A 16852-nucleotide genomic window follows, 5' to 3' on the forward strand; every position below is an offset into this window, starting at 1 on the left:
GCCCGGGCCATTAGCGCGGTGGTGGCTAGGAACGCACCATGGCCAGGAGGGAACCGGCGGCCTTGTCGGTTTCCTGCAGCATGAGTGGGTCGGTTCCTGGCATGGGGGAAATGGTGGTATCCGGCCACTGGGAATAGGTGGGGATGCCTACAATGTGCAAGCGCGCATCCAGCTCGCCGTCCGAGTGAACGGTGCGGCGGGTAGGGCCATCGGTCTCCGGTGAACCGGTGGGCTGGCCGTGGTCGGGGAAAGGTCGCACGCGGCCTGAGTCCACCAAGCAACGAGTCATTGCGTCGCCAGCGGAGCGGATATCGGGGCGGTGCATAAAGGCGTCGACAAGCGTGGGCGCAGAAGCCGAGCGTGGGCCGGAGGTTAGGGTGAAATGATCTGCCTCGATGGCCAGGGTGGGGTGATCGCCGAGGAAGTGGGCCAGGCCGGCGTCGACAAGCGCGAGCAGCTGGCGCACGCGGAAGAGCGGCGGGCCGGAGCCGATCATCTGGCCGAAGGACATAACTTGGGCATAACGGCCGGTGCGGGACTCGCGGGTGTAGCGTCCCTCCGAGCCGAGGATGGAGGCCGGCTTGCGCGATTGCGATAGTGACCACAGCGCGGCCTTGATGGGGGAGTCATGGCCGGCGGCGGCCTCCCGGATATCGCTTTCCATGGACTGGGCAATGTGCTCGGTGAGTTCAGTGATGTCCCCGGTAAACCCAGCGATCTGGTACATGAGATCATTCATATCCCATGGCTCGGTAACCATGGGCGCAATAGCCGCGCCTAGCTCATCCGGGGCGGTGGCATCGATAACATCGAGAATCTCCGTGCGCGGGCGCAGGAGGGAATCCGGACGTACGCGCTCCAAGGTGGTGATATAAGCCTCGTAGCTATCGCGCGCGATGGCAGGCCAGACCTGGGCGTCAAAGTCGATGTCTTGAGTGCCGCTGAGTTCCGCAATGACATTCTTCAGGCGGCGGCGCGGCATGGTAGGCGGCAGCTCACCGTACTCGGACTTGGGGTGGTAGGGGTAGCCGCGGCCGGAGGAAATGATGAAGTTGGGCTCTTTGCCGCAGGGCTCGTAGCGCAGGCCGGAGCGCGCGGAAGAATCTTCGACGAAGGTGCCGCCGCGTTCGATGGTGGTTAGTGCCATGATGTCATAAAAGCCCATGCCTAGCCCGCGCACCAGCACGTCCTCGCCGCTAGGGATGGCGGCATAGTCTTGCTCTACCGGGTTATCGGGAGCGATCCAGTTCAGGCCGGAAGCCGCCAGCTGCTTTTCCTGCTCGTTGTATTCCGGAACCATCCAGCCATAGGCCAGCACTGTGGCATCGGCGCGCATCTCGGAGCCATCCGCCAAGCGGAGGACATCCACGTGGTCGTCCTCAGCGATGGTCTCTAGCCGGCTGAAGTGGCTCACGGTGGAAATGCTCTTGGGCAGGCGCGCGATGACGACGTCATAGACCCAGCGCAGGTATTCGCCATAAAGGGCGCGGGAAGGATTCGATTCTGGGCGGGTAGCGGCAAGCTCTTCGCGGTAGTCTTCCGCAATATGTGCGGCTGGGGGATGCTGTTCAAAAAGCTCGCGCTTGGCGGCGGAAATGTCGTCCCCCTCGCCGCGCAGAAGCTTAATCCACTCGTACTGAATGGGGCCTTCGAGCACAGGGGCGTCTACGGTGGCGCCGGGCTCGGTGAAAAGGGTGACGGCGCCGGCGCGGGTATTCATGCACAAGGTTTTGGTTTGATCCGTTTCCCAAATACGGCCGGCACCATGCTGGGCATCATCAATGAGGTGGACGGTAATAGGGTCGCTGGAATCGTCCATGCGGGCAGACAGGCGTTCCAAGATGGAAATGCCGCGCGGGCCCATGCCGACGATCGCGATTGCTGGAGTAGACATACCTCTATCGTGCCACATTCAGCTTCTTCCAGGAACATCGCACCCGGCAGTAAGAATAAAATAGACCGTTTTGTCTATGGTATGGCTTCATTTCCCCTGTTTCGGCAGGTGATAAAGTAGACCGCCCGGTCTTGTATTTGTAGGTGTGAGTGTGGTCTAATGGGCGAGTACTACTTAAGACTTAAAGGAAATCGAGCTTTTATGAAGCAACTTTCTCGGCTCCTGCGGCCGGTGGCCGCGGTCCTGGCCAGCGGCGCGCTTGCTCTCTCGCTAACCTCGTGCGCCTCTACTTCCCACGCCGCGGAAGATGGCATGGTCACCTATGTCGAGCCCAATATGTTCAATAACCTTTATCCACCCTCCGGCGGCTATTACCCCAACGGTGGTGTGCTCAATAACATCACTGATCGCCTGCTCTGGCAGGATCCAAATACTCTTGAGCTGCACCCGTGGATTGCGGAGGAGATGCCTAAGGTAAATAAAGACAACACCGAGTTCACCTTCAAGATCCGCAAGGGCGTGACCTACTCTGATGGCTCCCGCCTAGATGCCGCGAACGTGAAGAAGAACTATGACCTTTATGCCCTAGGGGATGAAAACCGCATGCTCACCCCTTCGGAGCAGCTGCCTAACTATGAAAAATCCGAGGTCATCGATGACTACACGGTGAAGTTCTACTTCAGCGAGCCCTCCCCAGGCTTCTCACAGTCCACCTCCGTGATGAACCAGGGGCTGCTTTCTAATGCCACCCTGGATCTGGATGACACCGGCTTCGCGCCGGGCAACGCTACTGCGATCTCCGGCTCTGGTCCCTTCGTCATCGAGGAAGAGGAGCTGGGCACCAAGCTGGTGCTCAAGAAGCGGGAGGACTATAACTGGGCACCACCGGCTCGCAAGGACCACCAAGGGCCGGCCGATATTGAGGGCATCAATATCGTTCTGGCAGCCGAGGACTCCGTACGCGTGGGTTCGCTCGTGGCCGGACAGTCCGATATCGCTCGCCAGATCGAAGCCCCCGATGAGAAGCACCTCAAGGATCAAAACCTGGAGATTTTCGCCGCGCCTACCCGTGGCGTGAATAATAGCTTCCACTTCCACTTCCGCCACCCACTCTTGGCGGATAAACGCGTGCGCCAGGCCATCATCCACGCCATCGACCGCGACAATATCCTGAACACCCTCTTTTCCGATTCCTATCCCAAGGGCACGTCCATCCTGGCCAAGACGGCCATTGGCTATAAGGATCAATCCGCGAACTATGCCTTCGACCCAGAGGAATCTAAGCGCTTGCTCGATGCAGCCGGCTGGCGTGAAGGAGAAGATGGTATCCGCGAGAAGGATGGCAAGCGCCTATCCGTGACCTTCAATGAGGCCGTCCCGCAGCCGCGCTCCAAAGAGATGTTTACCAAGGCCCAAGAGATGCTCAAAAACGTTGGCATCGAGGCCAACCTCAACCCGGGTGACCGATCCGCGCAGCAAAAGGCCATGAAGGACCAAGACACCGTGCAGGTACGCCACACCATGACCGGCCGCGCTAATGTAGATACCTTGGCCACCTGGCTGGATGGCACGGGGCGCAATTCCTTCCTTAACTATGACGAAAAGACCGAAAGCTTCGGCGATGAGAAGCTGCAGAAACTGGTGGAAGACTACTTCGACCTCAGCAGCGAAAAAGATCGCCTGGCCGTGACCGGACGCATGCAGGACTACCTATCCGAGCAGGCCTATATTCTGCCCATGTTTGAAGAGCCGCAGGTATATGGGTTTCAGCCTTATATCGAGGGCTTTAGCACTGAGGCCATCGGCCGTCCATCGTTTTATGCGGTAGACATCAATGCCGCGGAAGGGGAGGACTAACCCATGAGCCTGAAATCGATTGCCCTACGCATCGGCCAAGCCGTGCTGGTTATCTGGGCAACCTTCACCCTCTCATTCATCCTTTTAGCGGCGCTGCCTGGTGACGCCGTCGCGACCCGCTATGACAACCCGACCTTGGGGCTCAACGCCGAGCAGTTGGCCGCTATCCGCGAGGTTTATGGCGCCGATGAACCGATCTTGAGCCGCTACTTCAGCGCGCTCGGTGGATTCCTCACCGGTGACTTCGGCTTTTCCGTCGCCACCGGCACTGCGGTATCGGAGATGCTGGCGGATGCTCTTCCCTCCACATTGGCGCTGGCTATCCTCGCCTTCCTCCTCGGAGTGGCCTTAGCCTTCCTCGTGGCCATCGTCTCCACCTTCGGTCCATTCTCTTGGCTGCGCAGTTTCTTCCGCAGCCTGCCTTCCGTGATGGTCTCCCTGCCGACCTTTTGGATTGGCATCATCCTGATCCAAATATTTTCCTTTGGTTTGGGCTGGGTGCCGGTCATCGGCGCGAGTGACGCCCAAAACCTAATCCTGCCGGTGATTACCCTGGCCATCTTCGTGGCGGCACCGCTGGCGCAGGTGCTACTGCGCTCCATCGATGAAGTAATGGATATGTCCTTCGTGCAGGTAGTGCGCGCCAAGGGTGCTAGCGGTGCCTGGTTGCTGTGGCGCAATGTCCTGCGCAATGCGTTGCTGCCAGCTCTGACCATGGCCGGCCTTACCTTTGGTGAGCTCGTTGGCGGCTCCGTAGTAACGGAAGCAGTTTTTGCCCGCCACGGCATTGGCGCGTTGACCGTGGATGCGGTGGCCAACCGCGATACCTCCGTATTGCTAGCCATCGTGGTGCTGGCCGCGGCCGTCTTTGTCCTCATCAATCTCATTGTGGACCTGCTCTACCCAGTGCTTGACGTGCGCCTGCGCGAGGGTAGCCACGATAGCGCACGCAGCAACACCACCAACACCGCCGATACTCCCGCAAAGAACGAGAAGAAGGTCCAAGCATGAAGCTTAAATCCACACAGCTGAAGCTCACCCCGGGCACCATTATCTCGCTTATTGTGCTGGGCCTAGCGGTGCTCTGCGCGCTGTTCCCCCAACTATTTACCTCCCAAGACCCTAACCAGGGCGGTGACACCATGGCGCTGCTGCAGCCTAGTTTCCAACACTGGTTCGGCACCGATGCCGTCGGTCGTGACCTGTATACCCGCGTGGTCTATGGTGCGCGCCAATCTCTGCTGGGTGCGCTGCTAGCGGTAGTGTTTGGCCTCATTGTCGGCACCATCTTGGGCATTATCGCCGGAGTGCGCCGCGGCTGGGTCGATGCTGTCATCATGCGCATCGTGGATGTGCTGCTGTCCATACCCGGGCTCTTGCTCTCCCTGTCCGTCATCATCGTGCTCGGACACGGCATCTTTAATGCTGCCATCGCCGTGGGCATTACCTCCGTGGCAACCTTTGCGCGCCTCGCGCGCTCTCAGGTTCTTAGTGTTGCCGGCTCCGATTTCGTCGAGGCCGCCTACGGTTCCGGCGGCTCGGCCTTCCAGGTGCTCGTGCGCCATATTCTTCCCAATTCACTCACCGCAGTCTTCGCCGTAGCCGCCTTGCAATTCGGCCTGGCCATTTTGCAGCTAGCTACCCTTGGCTTCCTTGGTTACGGCGCCCCGCCCCCAACACCGGAATGGGGCCTGCTCATTTCTGAATCACGCGACTATATTGCCACCGCCGGCTGGCTGACCATCGCCCCCGGCATCGTTATCGTCGCCGTGGTTCTTGCGGCCAACCACCTCAGCCAGACACTGCGAAAGGCGGCCTAATGTCCCTGCTTAGCATTAGTGATTTATCCATTACGTACCGCACCGCCCAAGGTGAGATGGAAGCGGTCAGCGGCATTGAGCTCGAAGTGAACCCTGGGGAAATGACCGCCATCGTGGGCGAGTCCGGCTCCGGCAAGTCCACCTCCGCCATGGCCGCCATTGGCCTGCTGCCAGACAATGCTTCGATTGTCTCCGGCACCATTACTTTCGACGGCCACGATGTCACCCATTTCTCCCAAAAACAATGGCGTACCCTGCGTGGCCGCCGCATTGGGTTGATTCCGCAGGATCCCAATAACTCGCTCAACCCGCTCAAGACCATCGGAGCCTCGGTGGAAGAGGGCATGGCCATCCACCGGCAGGGTGATAAGGAGTCCCGGAAGAAGCGTGCTCTGGAGTTATTGGAGCGCGTGGGCATTGATGATCCACAGCGTCGTTATCATCAGTACCCGCATGAGCTTTCCGGCGGCATGAAGCAACGCGTGCTCATCGCTGCCGCTGTGGCACTGGAGCCAGAGCTCATCATCGCCGATGAGCCTACGTCCGCACTGGATGTCACCGTGCAGAAAATCATCCTGGATCTCCTTGATGAAATGCGCGAAGAGCTCACCATGGGCATCCTTTTTATTACCCATGATCTGGCCGTGGCGGGTGACCGCGCCAATAATATTGTGGTGATGGAAAAGGGCACCGTCCGCGAGTCGGGCGTAGCCGCCCGTGTCCTCACCGAGCCCCAGCATGCCTACTCCAAGCGCCTGCTTGCTGACGCCCCCTCGCTCACCGCCCCTACTTCCTCCCAGAGTGCATCTCCGGTGCGGAATAGTACGCCCGCCCAACAGGAGACGTTGCTCGAAGTCGAGGGGTTCACCCAGCGCTTCGGGGATTTCACCGCGGTAGATGACATCAACTTTTCCGTAGCCCGGGGTACTACCCATGCCTTGGTGGGGGAGTCCGGCTCTGGCAAGACAACCACCGGCCGTGCCATCTCCTTGCTGAGCACGCCTACCTCCGGCAGCATTCGCTTGGCGGGGGAAGATATCAGCACCGCCCGTGGCAAGCGCCGCCGGGAGCTGCGCCGCTCTGTTCAGATGGTTTACCAAAATCCTTTTGGTTCGCTCGATCCGCGAGTGAGCATCGGCGATACCGTAGCCGAACCGGTGCGCAACTTTACCGGGGCCTCTAAGCGGGATGCTCGCGCAAAGGCACGGGAGTATCTTGATTTGGTTGCTTTGGATTCTTCCATGGCGTCTCGTCGTCCCCGCGAGCTTTCTGGAGGCCAGCGCCAGCGCGTGGCCATTGCCCGTGCCATGATCATTGAACCCGATCTCCTGGTGCTTGATGAGGCCGTTTCCGCGCTCGACGTCACCGTCCAGGCACAGATCCTGCGCCTGCTAGATGAGCTGCAGCGCGAGCTGGAGCTTACCTATATCTTCATCTCCCACGACCTCGCGGTGGTAAACCAGATTTCCGATACCGTTTCCGTGCTCTCGCACGGTACGCAAGTGGAATCAGGGCCTACGGCGCAGGTTTTTGCTCACCCGGAAACCGAGTACACGCGCCAACTCATTGACGCCATTCCAGGCTCCCGCTATCGTGCCGGAGACCTAAACTTGGGGCTATAAACCGATCCCCAGAAAGGTTGGACTGAAAAATGACCGACATCATTAACGAGCTTTCCCATGCCAGTGCCGAGGTGCAGCAGCTGCGCCGTGCACGCCAAGATGCACAAGATAATGCGCAGCTGAGCTTTAGTGCGTTGCTTGAGCCCGCAGAGCCGGGTGAGTTCTCCTATGCGGAGCGCTATGCCGTTGCGGCTTTTACCGCCGCCATCTACCAGGCGAGCGAGGCTGCGGATTTCTACTTCGACCTCTTGGGCGACGAGGCCGATGAGGGCCTTGTCACCGCCGTGCGCGCAGCCGCCCAGCGCGGTGTGTCCACCGGTCCATACCACCAAGGTGAATTCCTAATCTTTGGCGATACCGACGCGGAAGCCGCGTTGGGCAAGCGCCTAGCCGCCGCCTTCGACTGGGCACATCTTTTGGCCTTCCACCCCAAAGATGCCTCCCCGCAGGCCATCGGGCACCTCGATGCTGCCGGGTGGCCTGCCACCGAAATTGTCAGCTTGTCTCAGCTGGTGGCCTTTTTGTCCTTTCAGCTGCGTGTGGTCCACGGCCTGCACGTGCTTGCTGGGGAGGATTCCGCGTCTCGTCCCACGGCTGAGCGCGCCGCCGGCGTGACTAACCCGGGATGGCAGGCTACCGCGAATACACTGCAGCCCGATACCGTGCTCCCAGACCACTTTGTCAACCACTCCCTAGGCTGGAAGCCTTGGGTAGAGGCACTGGCAAAGGAAGACTTTACTGCGGAGCATACCGAAGCCCTCATCAAACCAGAGCGCATTGATTCTGAGTATTTCCGCTTACTCGCCCGCGATCCTGCAGCATTGAAGGCGCGCACGCTGACTGACCTGGACATTTTCTATAACACCGAAGGCGGCCTCTCCCGCGCGGATCGGGAGCTCGCCGCAACTGTGGCCTCGCGTTATAACGGCTGCGAGTACTGTGCCGCCGTGCACCAGGCGCGGTGCGTCCAAGAGGGCGGTGACCGCGACATCGTAGACCGCCTCTTGGACGAAGGCATCGAAGCAGACCTTGGTTCTCAGGAGTGGGACCTTATTCGTCGCGCCGCCGTGGCGCTGACCGAAACCCCCTTTGCTTTTGATGCGCAACTTTGCGCGGACCTGCGCGCAGCCGGATTCGATGATCAGTCCATCCTGGATCTGATCTACGCTTCCTCCTTCTTCAACTGGGCCAATCGCTTGATGCTCACATTGGGACAACCGGACGTCCCTAAGCGTTTCCGCTAACCGGCGACCGGCGCTGACTGGGGTGGCGCGGCAGCAGGGGCGAAGGATCCCTATGATGGGGCGGCATGACTGATATTAAAAATGACTCCGCACCAGCACACTCGGATGACCAAGCCTTGCAGAAAGTTGCCGTTGTCACCGGCGCTACCGGCGGCATGGGCCGCGAAATTATCGCGGACTTGGCCGGTGATTATCACGTTTACGCACTGGGCCGCAGCGCAGCGGATCTGCCCGAATCGGACTCCATCACACCGGTAACCATCGACCTAGTAGCCGGCCTAGATGAGGACATGGCGCTGCCGGAGCTGGATCGTGTAGACGTGCTTGTGCACGCCGCTGCGCAGGCCACCAAATACTCCGTAGAAGAAGCCACTCCGGAAAACTGGCGGGCGCACATGGATCTTAATGTGCACGCTCCTGCAGAGGTGACCCGCATACTGCTGCCGCAGCTGCGTAAAGCCGAGGGCACAGTGGTCTTTATTAACTCTGGTGCCGGCCGCCACAGTTATGGCGATAACGTCGTCTACGCGGCCACGAAGCACGCTTTGTATGCACTCGCAGACGGACTGCGTATCTCCGAGCCGGGGATTCGCGTATCCACCGTGGCGCCAGGCCCTACCGATACTCCGATGCTGCAGGGGCTGCAGGACTATGACCCCTCACAGGTCATTGCCCCGGCTGAGGTAGCTCGCGCCATCCGTACTGTGGTGGAGGCAGGGCCCACCACCCAACTCACGGAAATCCAGGTTAGGCCGCGAATCGAACTATCTCTGCGCAAGTAGTAAATAGGTTTTAGTAAGGTACATCATACATTAATGGGGTTGGTTTTCGGCCTGCCCGTTACACTCGAGGACTGTGACTTCCCAAAGCCGAAAACGGCCTGCCTATCTCCTTATTTCCGATGCCCTACGCGACAAGATCGAGCGCAATGAATTAGAACCTGGTCAGCGTTTTCCCACCGAACGCGAGTTGGTCCGAGAATTTCAGGTTGCGCGCATGACCGTGCGCCATGCCTTAGACATTTTAGAAGTAGAAGGCCTTCTTGATCGCCGCCGTGGGCGCAACGGCGGCACCTACGTGCGTAGGGTCCCCCCTACGCTGAGCCTGACCAATAAGAACAGCATCGTCACGCAATTGCGCGAGCGCGGGCATGACACCGCCGTGCGGGTGGTTTCCATCAATAAAGCGCACGTGCCTAAGCATGTAGCAGCGATACTGGGCGTGAATGAATCCACCTTTGCATGGGAAATCAAGCGCCTCTATTCCGTCGACGGCAAGCCGGTCGTCCTCTCGCGCTATACCATCCCGGTAAATATGGCTCCTGATCTCAATCAGCACGACCTGCGCGAGCCGATTATGGACATACTGGCTGGCTATAACCTCAAGCCGGTTTTTAAACGCGAGAGTATGAGTGCCGCTACCGCGCGCACCGAAGAACAGAAACTCTTGGAGGTGAGCCGATCGCACCCGCTTCTTCGGTTCGTGCGATTGTTGAAGAATGAGACCGGCGCGGTCTTTGCTTATATCGAAGAGTCACTGCGCTCTGATATCGCCAATGTAGAAGTAGTCTTGGGCGAGGATCCCGCGCCATAACCCGTACGAACCGAGGATGGAGGCGCGGGAAAGCTGGCTTAGCTAGCGTCCACCTGGCGATTGCGCAGCGCACGAGCTACGCGGTCACGCTGCTCGGTTATCGTACGGCGCAGACCACCGGGCAGGTCTTTCTCCAGGAAAGCGTCGGCGCGGTCCAAGCCCTTTTGCGTAATATCCCAGGAAGGAAAGAGACCCGTCACGGTGGTCAGAGCGACCTCGGAGGACTGGGAAGACCACACCTTTTCCGCAATATCGAAAAACTCCGTGGTGGGAAGGAACTCCTCGCCATGCGGATAGAGCAAACCTTCAAGTTTGGAGGTGAGCTCGCGGTTGGTGAGGTTGCCCGCCACGATGTCCTCCCATACCGTGCGCTTGTTTTCGGCGGTTGCTTCGGCGGCGCGGGCGCGCAGGGAGGAGTAGTAGCCGGTGGCGGAATTATCGCGCTCTAACTGCGCATTAGCGGCAGTGGGGACATCATTTATCGCCCCATCGGCGGCGAGTGCCGCCAGTGCATACCAACGCAGCCCCGCATCTTCGGAGGAGTCGAGCACGCTACGCAGGTAGTCACTTGCGCTATCGTGCAGGCGAATCTTGGCCAGCGCCTGGGTACAGATGATGGAGCGCTGGGCGTCGGTGCTGTGGGCGCCGTCGAGGAGGGCGTCGGCAAGCAGGGTGCTCTGGGCCGCCCACTGTGGATCGGCGTAGTTCTTCAGTGCGCTGGAGGCCTGCAAAACAATGCGTTCGAGGACGGCAAGCTCGGTCTCAGCCTGCATACCGCGGGCCACTAGCTGGATGAAATCGCGGGCGCGCATAGTGCCAGCGCGGGTCATCTCCCAGGCAGTGGACCAGCACAGGGTGCGGGCCATAGGATCGGCAAACTTATCGATATTATCCAGCAGGAATTGCAGCGAACCCGCGTCCAATTCGATAAGGCAGTAGGTCAGGTCATCGTCATTGGGCAGCAGGAAGTCGATGTCTGCTAGCTGCCGGCCGATGAGTTCTGGAATCTCGGTGGAGGCGCCGTCGATATCCATTTCGATACGGTCGGTGCGCACTACCTGACCCTCCTGCAGGTTATATAGGCCCACCGCCACGCGGTGGGTGCGTAAGGTATCGCCAGTCTGGGTGAGATAGGCATGGGTAATCGTGCCGGACTCATCCGCATTGAGCGCTATGCTCAGAGTGTTGATGCCGGAGGTCTTAAGCCACTGCTGCGCCCAGAAAGAAAGGTCGCGGCCGGAGGCTTCCGTAAGGTGTCCTAAGAGATCATTGAAGGTGGCATTGCCCCATGCATGGGCGGCGAAGTGACGGCGCACGCCGGCTAGGAAGTTTTCGCGGCCAACATAAGCTTGGAGCTGCTTGAGTACCGAAGCACCCTTGGCGTAGGTGATGCCATCGAAGTTTTGCTCTACGGTTTCGATATCGCTGGCATCGGTAGAAATCGGGTGGGTGGTAGGCAGCTGATCTTGCTGGTAGGCCCAGGACTTTTCTACGTTGGCAAAGGTTACCCACGCGGTATCGTATTCGGTTTCTTCCGCCTGAGAAATGGCCGCAGACCAAGTGGCGAAGGACTCATTGAGCCACAAATCGTCCCACCACTGCATGGTGACGAGATCGCCGAACCACATATGGGCCAATTCGTGCAAAATAGTATCGGCACGGCGCTCATACTTATAGTGCGTGGCCTGGGAGGTAAAGACGTATTCATCGCGGATGGTGACGCACCCGGCATTTTCCATCGCACCCGCGTTGAACTCCGGCACGAAAATCTGGTCATACTTGCCAAAGGGGTAGGGGAAGCCGAAGTTGCGGTGATAGAAATCAAAGCCCTGCTTGGTCTCTGTAAACAAGCGCTCAGCATCCAGAGCATGGGCGAGCGAAGCGCGGCAGTAAATGCCGAGTGGTACCTCGAGTTTTTGGGCCGGCTTGCCCTCGGGATGTGCGGTCAGCTCGCCACGCCAGGTATCGGTGACCTCGTGGTAAGGGCCGGCGCACAGGGCTACCAGGTAGGTAGACAGCGGGTAGTCGATATCCGTGCTGGCTACGTCTCCTTCCCAGCTCACTGGGCCGTTGCTAATGACGGTCCAGTCCTCCGGAGCCTTGAAATGCAGCGCGTAGGTGGCCTTCATATCCGGCTGGTCAAAACAGGCGAAAACCCGCTTGGCATCGGCGGTTTCAAATTGGGTATAGAGGTAGACCTTGTCATCGGCGGGGTCGATAAAGCGGTGCAGGCCCTCACCGGTGCGGGAATACGGGATCTTCGCGGTGACTTCTAGCGTGTAGTCAGCTACTTGGAGGCCGGAGAGTGGAATGCCGTAGGTGGGGTTATAGGAATCCGTAGGCAGCGGATTGCCGTTGAGGCGAACCTCATGGACTTCCTCGGCGCGCAGATCAATGAAGGTCGCTCCGATTTCCCGGGACTTAAACTCCACCTTCGTAGTGGACAGGAAGTGGGTATCGGAATACTTGAGGTCTAAAGTGACATCATAATGGTCCACCTCAATCATCTGGGAGCGTTTTTGTGCTTCCTCGCGGGTGAGGTTTACGGAGGTCATAGCCTATATTCTCCTTCGGTTCCGAAAATAGTTCTGCATCTACAGTAGTCGCGCGCCTAGGCTGGTGGGGCAAACTTTTATCAATCAAAGGAGTAATCATGGCTGACGCAGTAAAGTTCTGGTTCGACGTATCTTGCCCCTTCGCTTGGGCCACCTCGCGGTGGATCAAGGAAGTAGAAAAGGTTCGCGATATTGAGGTCGAGTTCGAGCCGATGTCCCTGTCCGTGCTGAACGATGGCCGTGATCTAGACGCCACTTACATGGATATGATGAAGGCTAACTGGGGCCCGGCACGTGTCTTTGCCAAGGTTAAGGCCGAGCGTCCAGAGAAGGTAGACGAGCTGTACACCGCGATGGGCACCCTGGTCCACACCAAGGGCAACGGCGGGCGCACCGGATTTGGCGCTTATGATGACATCATCGCGCAGGCTCTGGCTGAGGTAGAACTTCCGGCCGAGTTCGCCGAGGTAGCCAATACCGAAGAGTATGACGAGAAGCTGCGCGAGTACCACCACAACGGGATTTCTTCCGTGGGGGATGAGGTAGGCACCCCGGTTATCAAGCTAGGCGAGACCGCTTTCTTCGGCCCGGTGATTACCCGCATTCCTACCGGGGAAGAAGCAGGCGAGCTTTTCGACGCCTCCTTGCGCCTTGCCCAGTACCCCTACTTCTTCGAACTCAAGCGCTCCCGCACCGAGATGCCGCAGGTGGAGGAGAACTAAGCGCTCTTTTCCCGTCGGCGCAGCTGAATTGCGGCGCCGACGCACAGCGCGATGGTCAGCGGGGTCAAGATTAAGGCCGGCAGACCTGCGATATTGATGGAGGGAAGTTCCATACCGGCCTCAAAGTTGTCCCACGCCACAACCGCCCAGGATGCCCATGAGGCGCCGGCGAGAAGCGCGATAATGCCGGCCGCAACGGCGCCCCCGTTGGCCCGCGGATTTCCACGTACCTTTTGCGCAATCCACCAAACACCCAAGCTCACGTGGGCCAATGTCGCAAGGGTGCTGTTAATAAGCGGCAGGAGGAAGCCTCCGCCTCCGGAAACCTGAACGCCGAGCAAGATGATGCATGCTAGAACGGCCCCGCCGTATAGCGTGAGGACCGGTTTGGTTATAGGCATGGCTTTCCTCCTTTATAGTGATAGCGACCGGCCGCGAGCCTATCAGGAATTTGTAATGCGAGACAGGGTGGGCGCTAAGCCTCCTTAAGGCGGGCCGGGCCGGTAGGATGTGGGCCATGCGCGTATATCTAGGAGCAGACCACGCAGGTTTCGAAACCAAGAACCTGATCGCTGAACACCTCACCAAACAGGGCCACGAAGTCATTGACTGCGGCGCCCATACCTATGATGCTGATGACGATTACCCGGCATTTTGCATCGAAGCGGCACAACGCACCGTCAATGATCCAGGCTCTTTGGGCATTGTGCTTGGCGGCTCCGGCAATGGCGAGCAGATTGCCGCCAATAAGGTCAAGGGTGCCCGCTGTGCACTGGCTTGGTCCACCGAGACCGCCCGCCTTGCCCGCGAGCACAACAACGCCCAGCTTATCGGTATCGGTGGCCGCATGCACACCGAGGAGCAAGCCTTGGAAATCGTCGATGCCTTCCTGGACCAAGAATGGTCCCGCGCGGAACGCCACCAGCGCCGCATCGACATCTTGGCAGAATATGAGCGCACCGGCATCGCCCCCGAGCTGCCGGAAGCTTAAGCCACATAGAATAAACGCCGCGGAACCTCCTTTGGTCCACGGCGTTTCTTTGTGTGCTTCGGCCGGCTCAGCCGGGGTTTAAGGTTTAGGCGTCATTCATGTCATTCGGGTGCGGACCGCCGCGGCCCTCTTCGCCCTCATCCAAGGCAGTGATGGCAGCCATCTCATCCTCGCTGAGTTCAAAGCCGTAGACATCGAAATTCTCCGCGATGCGCGATGGTGTGGCGGACTTAGGGAAGAGGATTACTCCATTTTGTAGATGCCAGCGGATAATGACCTGCGCTGAGCTGACATTGTGTGCAGCAGCAGCCTCGGTGACCTCGGGTGCCTCCAAGATATCGCTTTTGCCCTGGCCCAGCGGACCCCATGCCTCAATGGCTATGGTGTGGGCGCGGAAGGCATCCAGCTCCCGCCAGCGCTGCAGGTAAGGGTGAAGTTCGACCTGATTGACCGCCGGCTTGACGTCGGTCTTAAGTTCCAACTGCTCTAGGTGCTCCAACTCGAAGTTGGAGACGCCGATGGACTTTGCCTTGCCCTGCTTTTGTAGCTCGATAAGCTGCTGCCAAGCCTCGACATACGTACCCTTTGCCGGGGTCGGCCAGTGGATGAGGTAGAGGTCTACATAATCCAACCCCAGTTTTTCCAAGGATTCTTCGAGCGCCGCGGCGGCATCAGTCTGGCGGTCATTCCATAGCTTGGTGGTGACAAAAAGCTCTTCGCGGGGAATGCCGGACTTGGCAATAGCCCGGCCCACGCCTTCTTCGTTGCCGTAGATGGCGGCGGTATCGATGTGGCGATAGCCCACGCGCAGGGCTTCAGCTACCAGTTCCTCGGTCTTGTCTGGGTCCATCTGAAATACGCCGAAGCCCAGCTGTGGGATGGTATTGCCGTCATTAAGGGTGATGTTAGGTACGCTCATGCGCCCCAGACTACCTATCTATTGCAACGGGCCGAGCGTGATGAATTTATTCCACGTCTCCCACTCATCCTGCAGGCGGGCACGCTCATGGGGTGGGGTAGCGGTGTCGTCGATAAGCGTGGCATCAATCATGCGCACGCCATTGTCAAAGAACAAAGCGGCGTGCCCCGAGGCACCGTGGCGCAGTACCGGTACTAGGTTCAACCCATCGAAGGACAGGCGTGCATTGGGGCGCACGTCCAGCCCGGCAATGGCGGCGAGGGTAGGCGCCAAGTCAATAGGGGAGACTAGCTCGTTATTCTCCCCGCTTTCCGCCACACCCGGCCACAGCACCGACATCGGGGCATTTCCACCTAGCAGGGAGCAGACCGCAATGACGCCTTCTATCTGGTCGAGCTCTTCCAAGCTGGGCTGTTCAAGTAGGCGGAAGACATCTTCACCGGCAGGCTGCGTGTCTTCACGCACCTCATAGCCCACCCCAGCAAAAACCTCACTGATGCGCGTGGTGGCTTGGCGCTGGGGGTACTGTCCGGTCAGGGTACCGCGGCGGGAGTCCGCATAGTTTTCCGAAGGCACCCACGTGTTTTTAAAACGAACGCCGCGCAGTGCGGTCTCCGGCGCATGGTCAAAGGTCGCAAGAGTGATATCCATGGGCTCAATTCTAGGCTTGCCGACGCCCCCTCCGACGAACTTCGCTTAGTGATATTGGTGAGAGGACGCTCGCCGAGACGATTCAACGATTTCGTCCCTATAAATCGCCTATTTCGTCGACGGTCGCGGTGGTTTAGATGGACGAAATCGTTGAACTAGCCTGCTGATGGGGAGCTGGCGCTAATCGAGCTCCAGCCCCTCGATACCGTGCACCGTCACGGTCTCTGAGAGCGGCGCGCGGCCCGGAGCCGTATTAAAGACTGGGCTAGAGTCATCGGCCGTACCAAAGGTGATGGCGGTGACCAGCTTGTAGTCCTCGTCCACGCCGAGGAATTCGCGTGCGGTTGGCGCAATTAGGGAAATCATGCCCTGTGGGATGCCGTGATAGCCGTGTGCCTCCAGGGAAAGCAGGAAGTTTTCGGTGTAGGTTCCCTGGTCAAAGGCGGCACGGATGCGGTCGCCCATCGGTGGGATAAAAAGAAGTACCGCATGCGGCGCGCCGAAGAAGCGCAGGTTTTCGCGGACGAACTCCACGCGGCCTTCTTTATCCTCGCGCTTAATGCCCAGCAGACCGTACATTTTGGCGGCCAGTTCTTGGGAACGCTGGGGATGGATGCCCTCACCATAATCGGTGGTGGAGTCCGGGCTGAGGCCGTTGGTGTCGAATTCCTTAATCAGCGCGGCGCTGAGCTCCTTGAGCTTTTCTCCGCCTACCACGTGGACGTTCCACGGCTGGGTATTGGAGTTGGACGGTGCGGATTGAGCGTCCTCCAAGACCTGCTTGATGTCTTCTACCGGCATGGGCTCCGGCAGGAATGCGCGGGGAGAGTGGCGATTGCGGATAAATTCGGAATACTTATTGGTTGAAGTCATGCGCGCCACTGTACACTTCGCCGCATGCGTCCGCCTTAAACCAAGTGTGGCTAGCGCAGATGAGCAAGGCCGGGGAGGAAAACGAAAAATCGCCCACCTGAAAGATGGGCG

At 59.0% G+C, this 16852-nt stretch carries 15 protein-coding genes; 9 read left to right on the forward strand and 6 right to left on the reverse strand.

The window, feature by feature from the left end; translation table 11 throughout:
• Window positions 1–25 precede the first annotated feature (25 nt).
• Entirely contained in the window at window positions 26–1894 is a 1869-nt protein-coding gene (locus L8V22_RS09125; protein ID WP_238801154.1) for an FAD/NAD(P)-binding protein, read from the reverse strand.
• Window positions 1895–2095: 201 nt separating this feature from the next.
• Here L8V22_RS09125 and L8V22_RS09130 point away from each other — a divergent pair, with 201 nt between their 5' ends.
• The 7 genes from L8V22_RS09130 to L8V22_RS11685 all read left to right on the forward strand — a co-directional run bounded on the left by L8V22_RS09130 (window position 2096) and on the right by L8V22_RS11685 (window position 10030).
• Window positions 2096–3751 carry a TIGR04028 family ABC transporter substrate-binding protein gene (locus tag L8V22_RS09130; RefSeq protein WP_238801155.1) on the forward strand — a complete coding sequence of 552 codons (1656 nt, stop codon included), beginning with the start codon at window positions 2096–2098 and terminating at the stop codon, window positions 3749–3751.
• 3 nt (window positions 3752–3754) lie between these two features.
• Window positions 3755–4762, forward strand: coding sequence for an ABC transporter permease (locus L8V22_RS09135; RefSeq protein WP_238801156.1), 1008 nt, complete (start codon window positions 3755–3757; stop codon window positions 4760–4762).
• Entirely contained in the window at window positions 4759–5571 is an 813-nt protein-coding gene (locus L8V22_RS09140; protein WP_238801157.1) for an ABC transporter permease, read from the forward strand. Before L8V22_RS09135 ends, L8V22_RS09140 begins: the two co-directional genes overlap by 4 nt.
• Window positions 5571–7193: a dipeptide ABC transporter ATP-binding protein gene (locus tag L8V22_RS09145; protein WP_238801158.1), complete on the forward strand. Its 1623-nt coding sequence runs from the start codon at window positions 5571–5573 to the stop codon at window positions 7191–7193. Before L8V22_RS09140 ends, L8V22_RS09145 begins: the two co-directional genes overlap by 1 nt.
• A gap of 29 nt (window positions 7194–7222) precedes the next feature.
• Window positions 7223–8437 (forward strand): alkylhydroperoxidase domain protein, encoded by a 1215-nt coding sequence (locus tag L8V22_RS09150; protein WP_238801159.1) that lies wholly within the window; start codon window positions 7223–7225, stop codon window positions 8435–8437.
• Between the two features lie 65 nt (window positions 8438–8502).
• A complete protein-coding gene (locus tag L8V22_RS09155; protein ID WP_238801160.1) occupies window positions 8503–9219 on the forward strand; it encodes an SDR family oxidoreductase in 717 nt (238 codons plus the stop codon).
• A gap of 73 nt (window positions 9220–9292) precedes the next feature.
• Window positions 9293–10030, forward strand: a complete 738-nt coding sequence (locus L8V22_RS11685) for a GntR family transcriptional regulator (RefSeq protein ID WP_238801161.1) — start codon at window positions 9293–9295, stop codon at window positions 10028–10030.
• Between the two features lie 38 nt (window positions 10031–10068).
• On the opposite strand, the gene pepN is transcribed toward L8V22_RS11685, so the two are convergent.
• Entirely contained in the window at window positions 10069–12585 is a 2517-nt protein-coding gene (pepN, locus tag L8V22_RS09165) for an aminopeptidase N (RefSeq protein ID WP_238801162.1), read from the reverse strand.
• 98 nt (window positions 12586–12683) lie between these two features.
• On the opposite strand from pepN, the gene L8V22_RS09170 reads away from it, so the two are divergent.
• A complete protein-coding gene (locus tag L8V22_RS09170) occupies window positions 12684–13307 on the forward strand; it encodes a mycothiol-dependent nitroreductase Rv2466c family protein (protein ID WP_238801163.1) in 624 nt (207 codons plus the stop codon).
• On the opposite strand, the gene L8V22_RS09175 is transcribed toward L8V22_RS09170, so the two are convergent.
• Window positions 13304–13708, reverse strand: a complete 405-nt coding sequence (locus L8V22_RS09175; protein WP_238801164.1) for an MFS transporter — start codon at window positions 13706–13708, stop codon at window positions 13304–13306. The genes L8V22_RS09170 and L8V22_RS09175 overlap by 4 nt on opposite strands.
• 116 nt (window positions 13709–13824) lie before the next feature.
• Here L8V22_RS09175 and L8V22_RS09180 point away from each other — a divergent pair, with 116 nt between their 5' ends.
• Window positions 13825–14298, forward strand: coding sequence for a ribose-5-phosphate isomerase (locus L8V22_RS09180; RefSeq protein WP_238801165.1), 474 nt, complete (start codon window positions 13825–13827; stop codon window positions 14296–14298).
• A gap of 85 nt (window positions 14299–14383) precedes the next feature.
• Here the strand turns inward: L8V22_RS09180 and L8V22_RS09185 are convergent, their stop codons facing one another.
• From L8V22_RS09185 to L8V22_RS09195, 3 genes are all read right to left on the reverse strand, one after another.
• Window positions 14384–15217, reverse strand: a complete 834-nt coding sequence (locus tag L8V22_RS09185) for an aldo/keto reductase (protein WP_238801166.1) — start codon at window positions 15215–15217, stop codon at window positions 14384–14386.
• Between the two features lie 18 nt (window positions 15218–15235).
• Complete coding sequence (locus tag L8V22_RS09190) at window positions 15236–15868, reverse strand: hypothetical protein (RefSeq protein ID WP_238801167.1); 633 nt, start codon at window positions 15866–15868, stop codon at window positions 15236–15238.
• 180 nt (window positions 15869–16048) lie between these two features.
• Window positions 16049–16741, reverse strand: coding sequence for a nitroreductase (locus L8V22_RS09195; protein WP_238801168.1), 693 nt, complete (start codon window positions 16739–16741; stop codon window positions 16049–16051).
• Window positions 16742–16852 lie beyond the last annotated feature (111 nt).

The organism is Corynebacterium yonathiae, assembly GCF_027570195.1.
Taxonomy (GTDB): domain Bacteria; phylum Actinomycetota; class Actinomycetes; order Mycobacteriales; family Mycobacteriaceae; genus Corynebacterium; species Corynebacterium yonathiae.

Bases quoted from the DNA above. Each gene is read 5' to 3' on its own strand.
- L8V22_RS09135 (WP_238801156.1), top strand. From the start codon at position 3,755: ATGAGCCTGAAATCGATTGCCCTACGCATCGGCCAAGCCGTGCTGGTT.
- L8V22_RS09155 (WP_238801160.1), top strand. From the start codon at position 8,503: ATGACTGATATTAAAAATGACTCCGCACCAGCACACTCGGATGACCAA.
- L8V22_RS09170 (WP_238801163.1), top strand. From the start codon at position 12,684: ATGGCTGACGCAGTAAAGTTCTGGTTCGACGTATCTTGCCCCTTCGCT.
- L8V22_RS09145 (WP_238801158.1), top strand. From the start codon at position 5,571: ATGTCCCTGCTTAGCATTAGTGATTTATCCATTACGTACCGCACCGCC.
- L8V22_RS09175 (WP_238801164.1), bottom strand. From the start codon at position 13,708: ATGCCTATAACCAAACCGGTCCTCACGCTATACGGCGGGGCCGTTCTA.
- L8V22_RS09130 (WP_238801155.1), top strand. From the start codon at position 2,096: ATGAAGCAACTTTCTCGGCTCCTGCGGCCGGTGGCCGCGGTCCTGGCC.
- L8V22_RS09140 (WP_238801157.1), top strand. From the start codon at position 4,759: ATGAAGCTTAAATCCACACAGCTGAAGCTCACCCCGGGCACCATTATC.
- L8V22_RS09185 (WP_238801166.1), bottom strand. From the start codon at position 15,217: ATGAGCGTACCTAACATCACCCTTAATGACGGCAATACCATCCCACAG.
- L8V22_RS09125 (WP_238801154.1), bottom strand. From the start codon at position 1,894: ATGTCTACTCCAGCAATCGCGATCGTCGGCATGGGCCCGCGCGGCATT.
- L8V22_RS09190 (WP_238801167.1), bottom strand. From the start codon at position 15,868: ATGGATATCACTCTTGCGACCTTTGACCATGCGCCGGAGACCGCACTG.
- L8V22_RS09180 (WP_238801165.1), top strand. From the start codon at position 13,825: ATGCGCGTATATCTAGGAGCAGACCACGCAGGTTTCGAAACCAAGAAC.
- L8V22_RS09195 (WP_238801168.1), bottom strand. From the start codon at position 16,741: ATGACTTCAACCAATAAGTATTCCGAATTTATCCGCAATCGCCACTCT.
- L8V22_RS09150 (WP_238801159.1), top strand. From the start codon at position 7,223: ATGACCGACATCATTAACGAGCTTTCCCATGCCAGTGCCGAGGTGCAG.
- pepN (WP_238801162.1), bottom strand. From the start codon at position 12,585: ATGACCTCCGTAAACCTCACCCGCGAGGAAGCACAAAAACGCTCCCAG.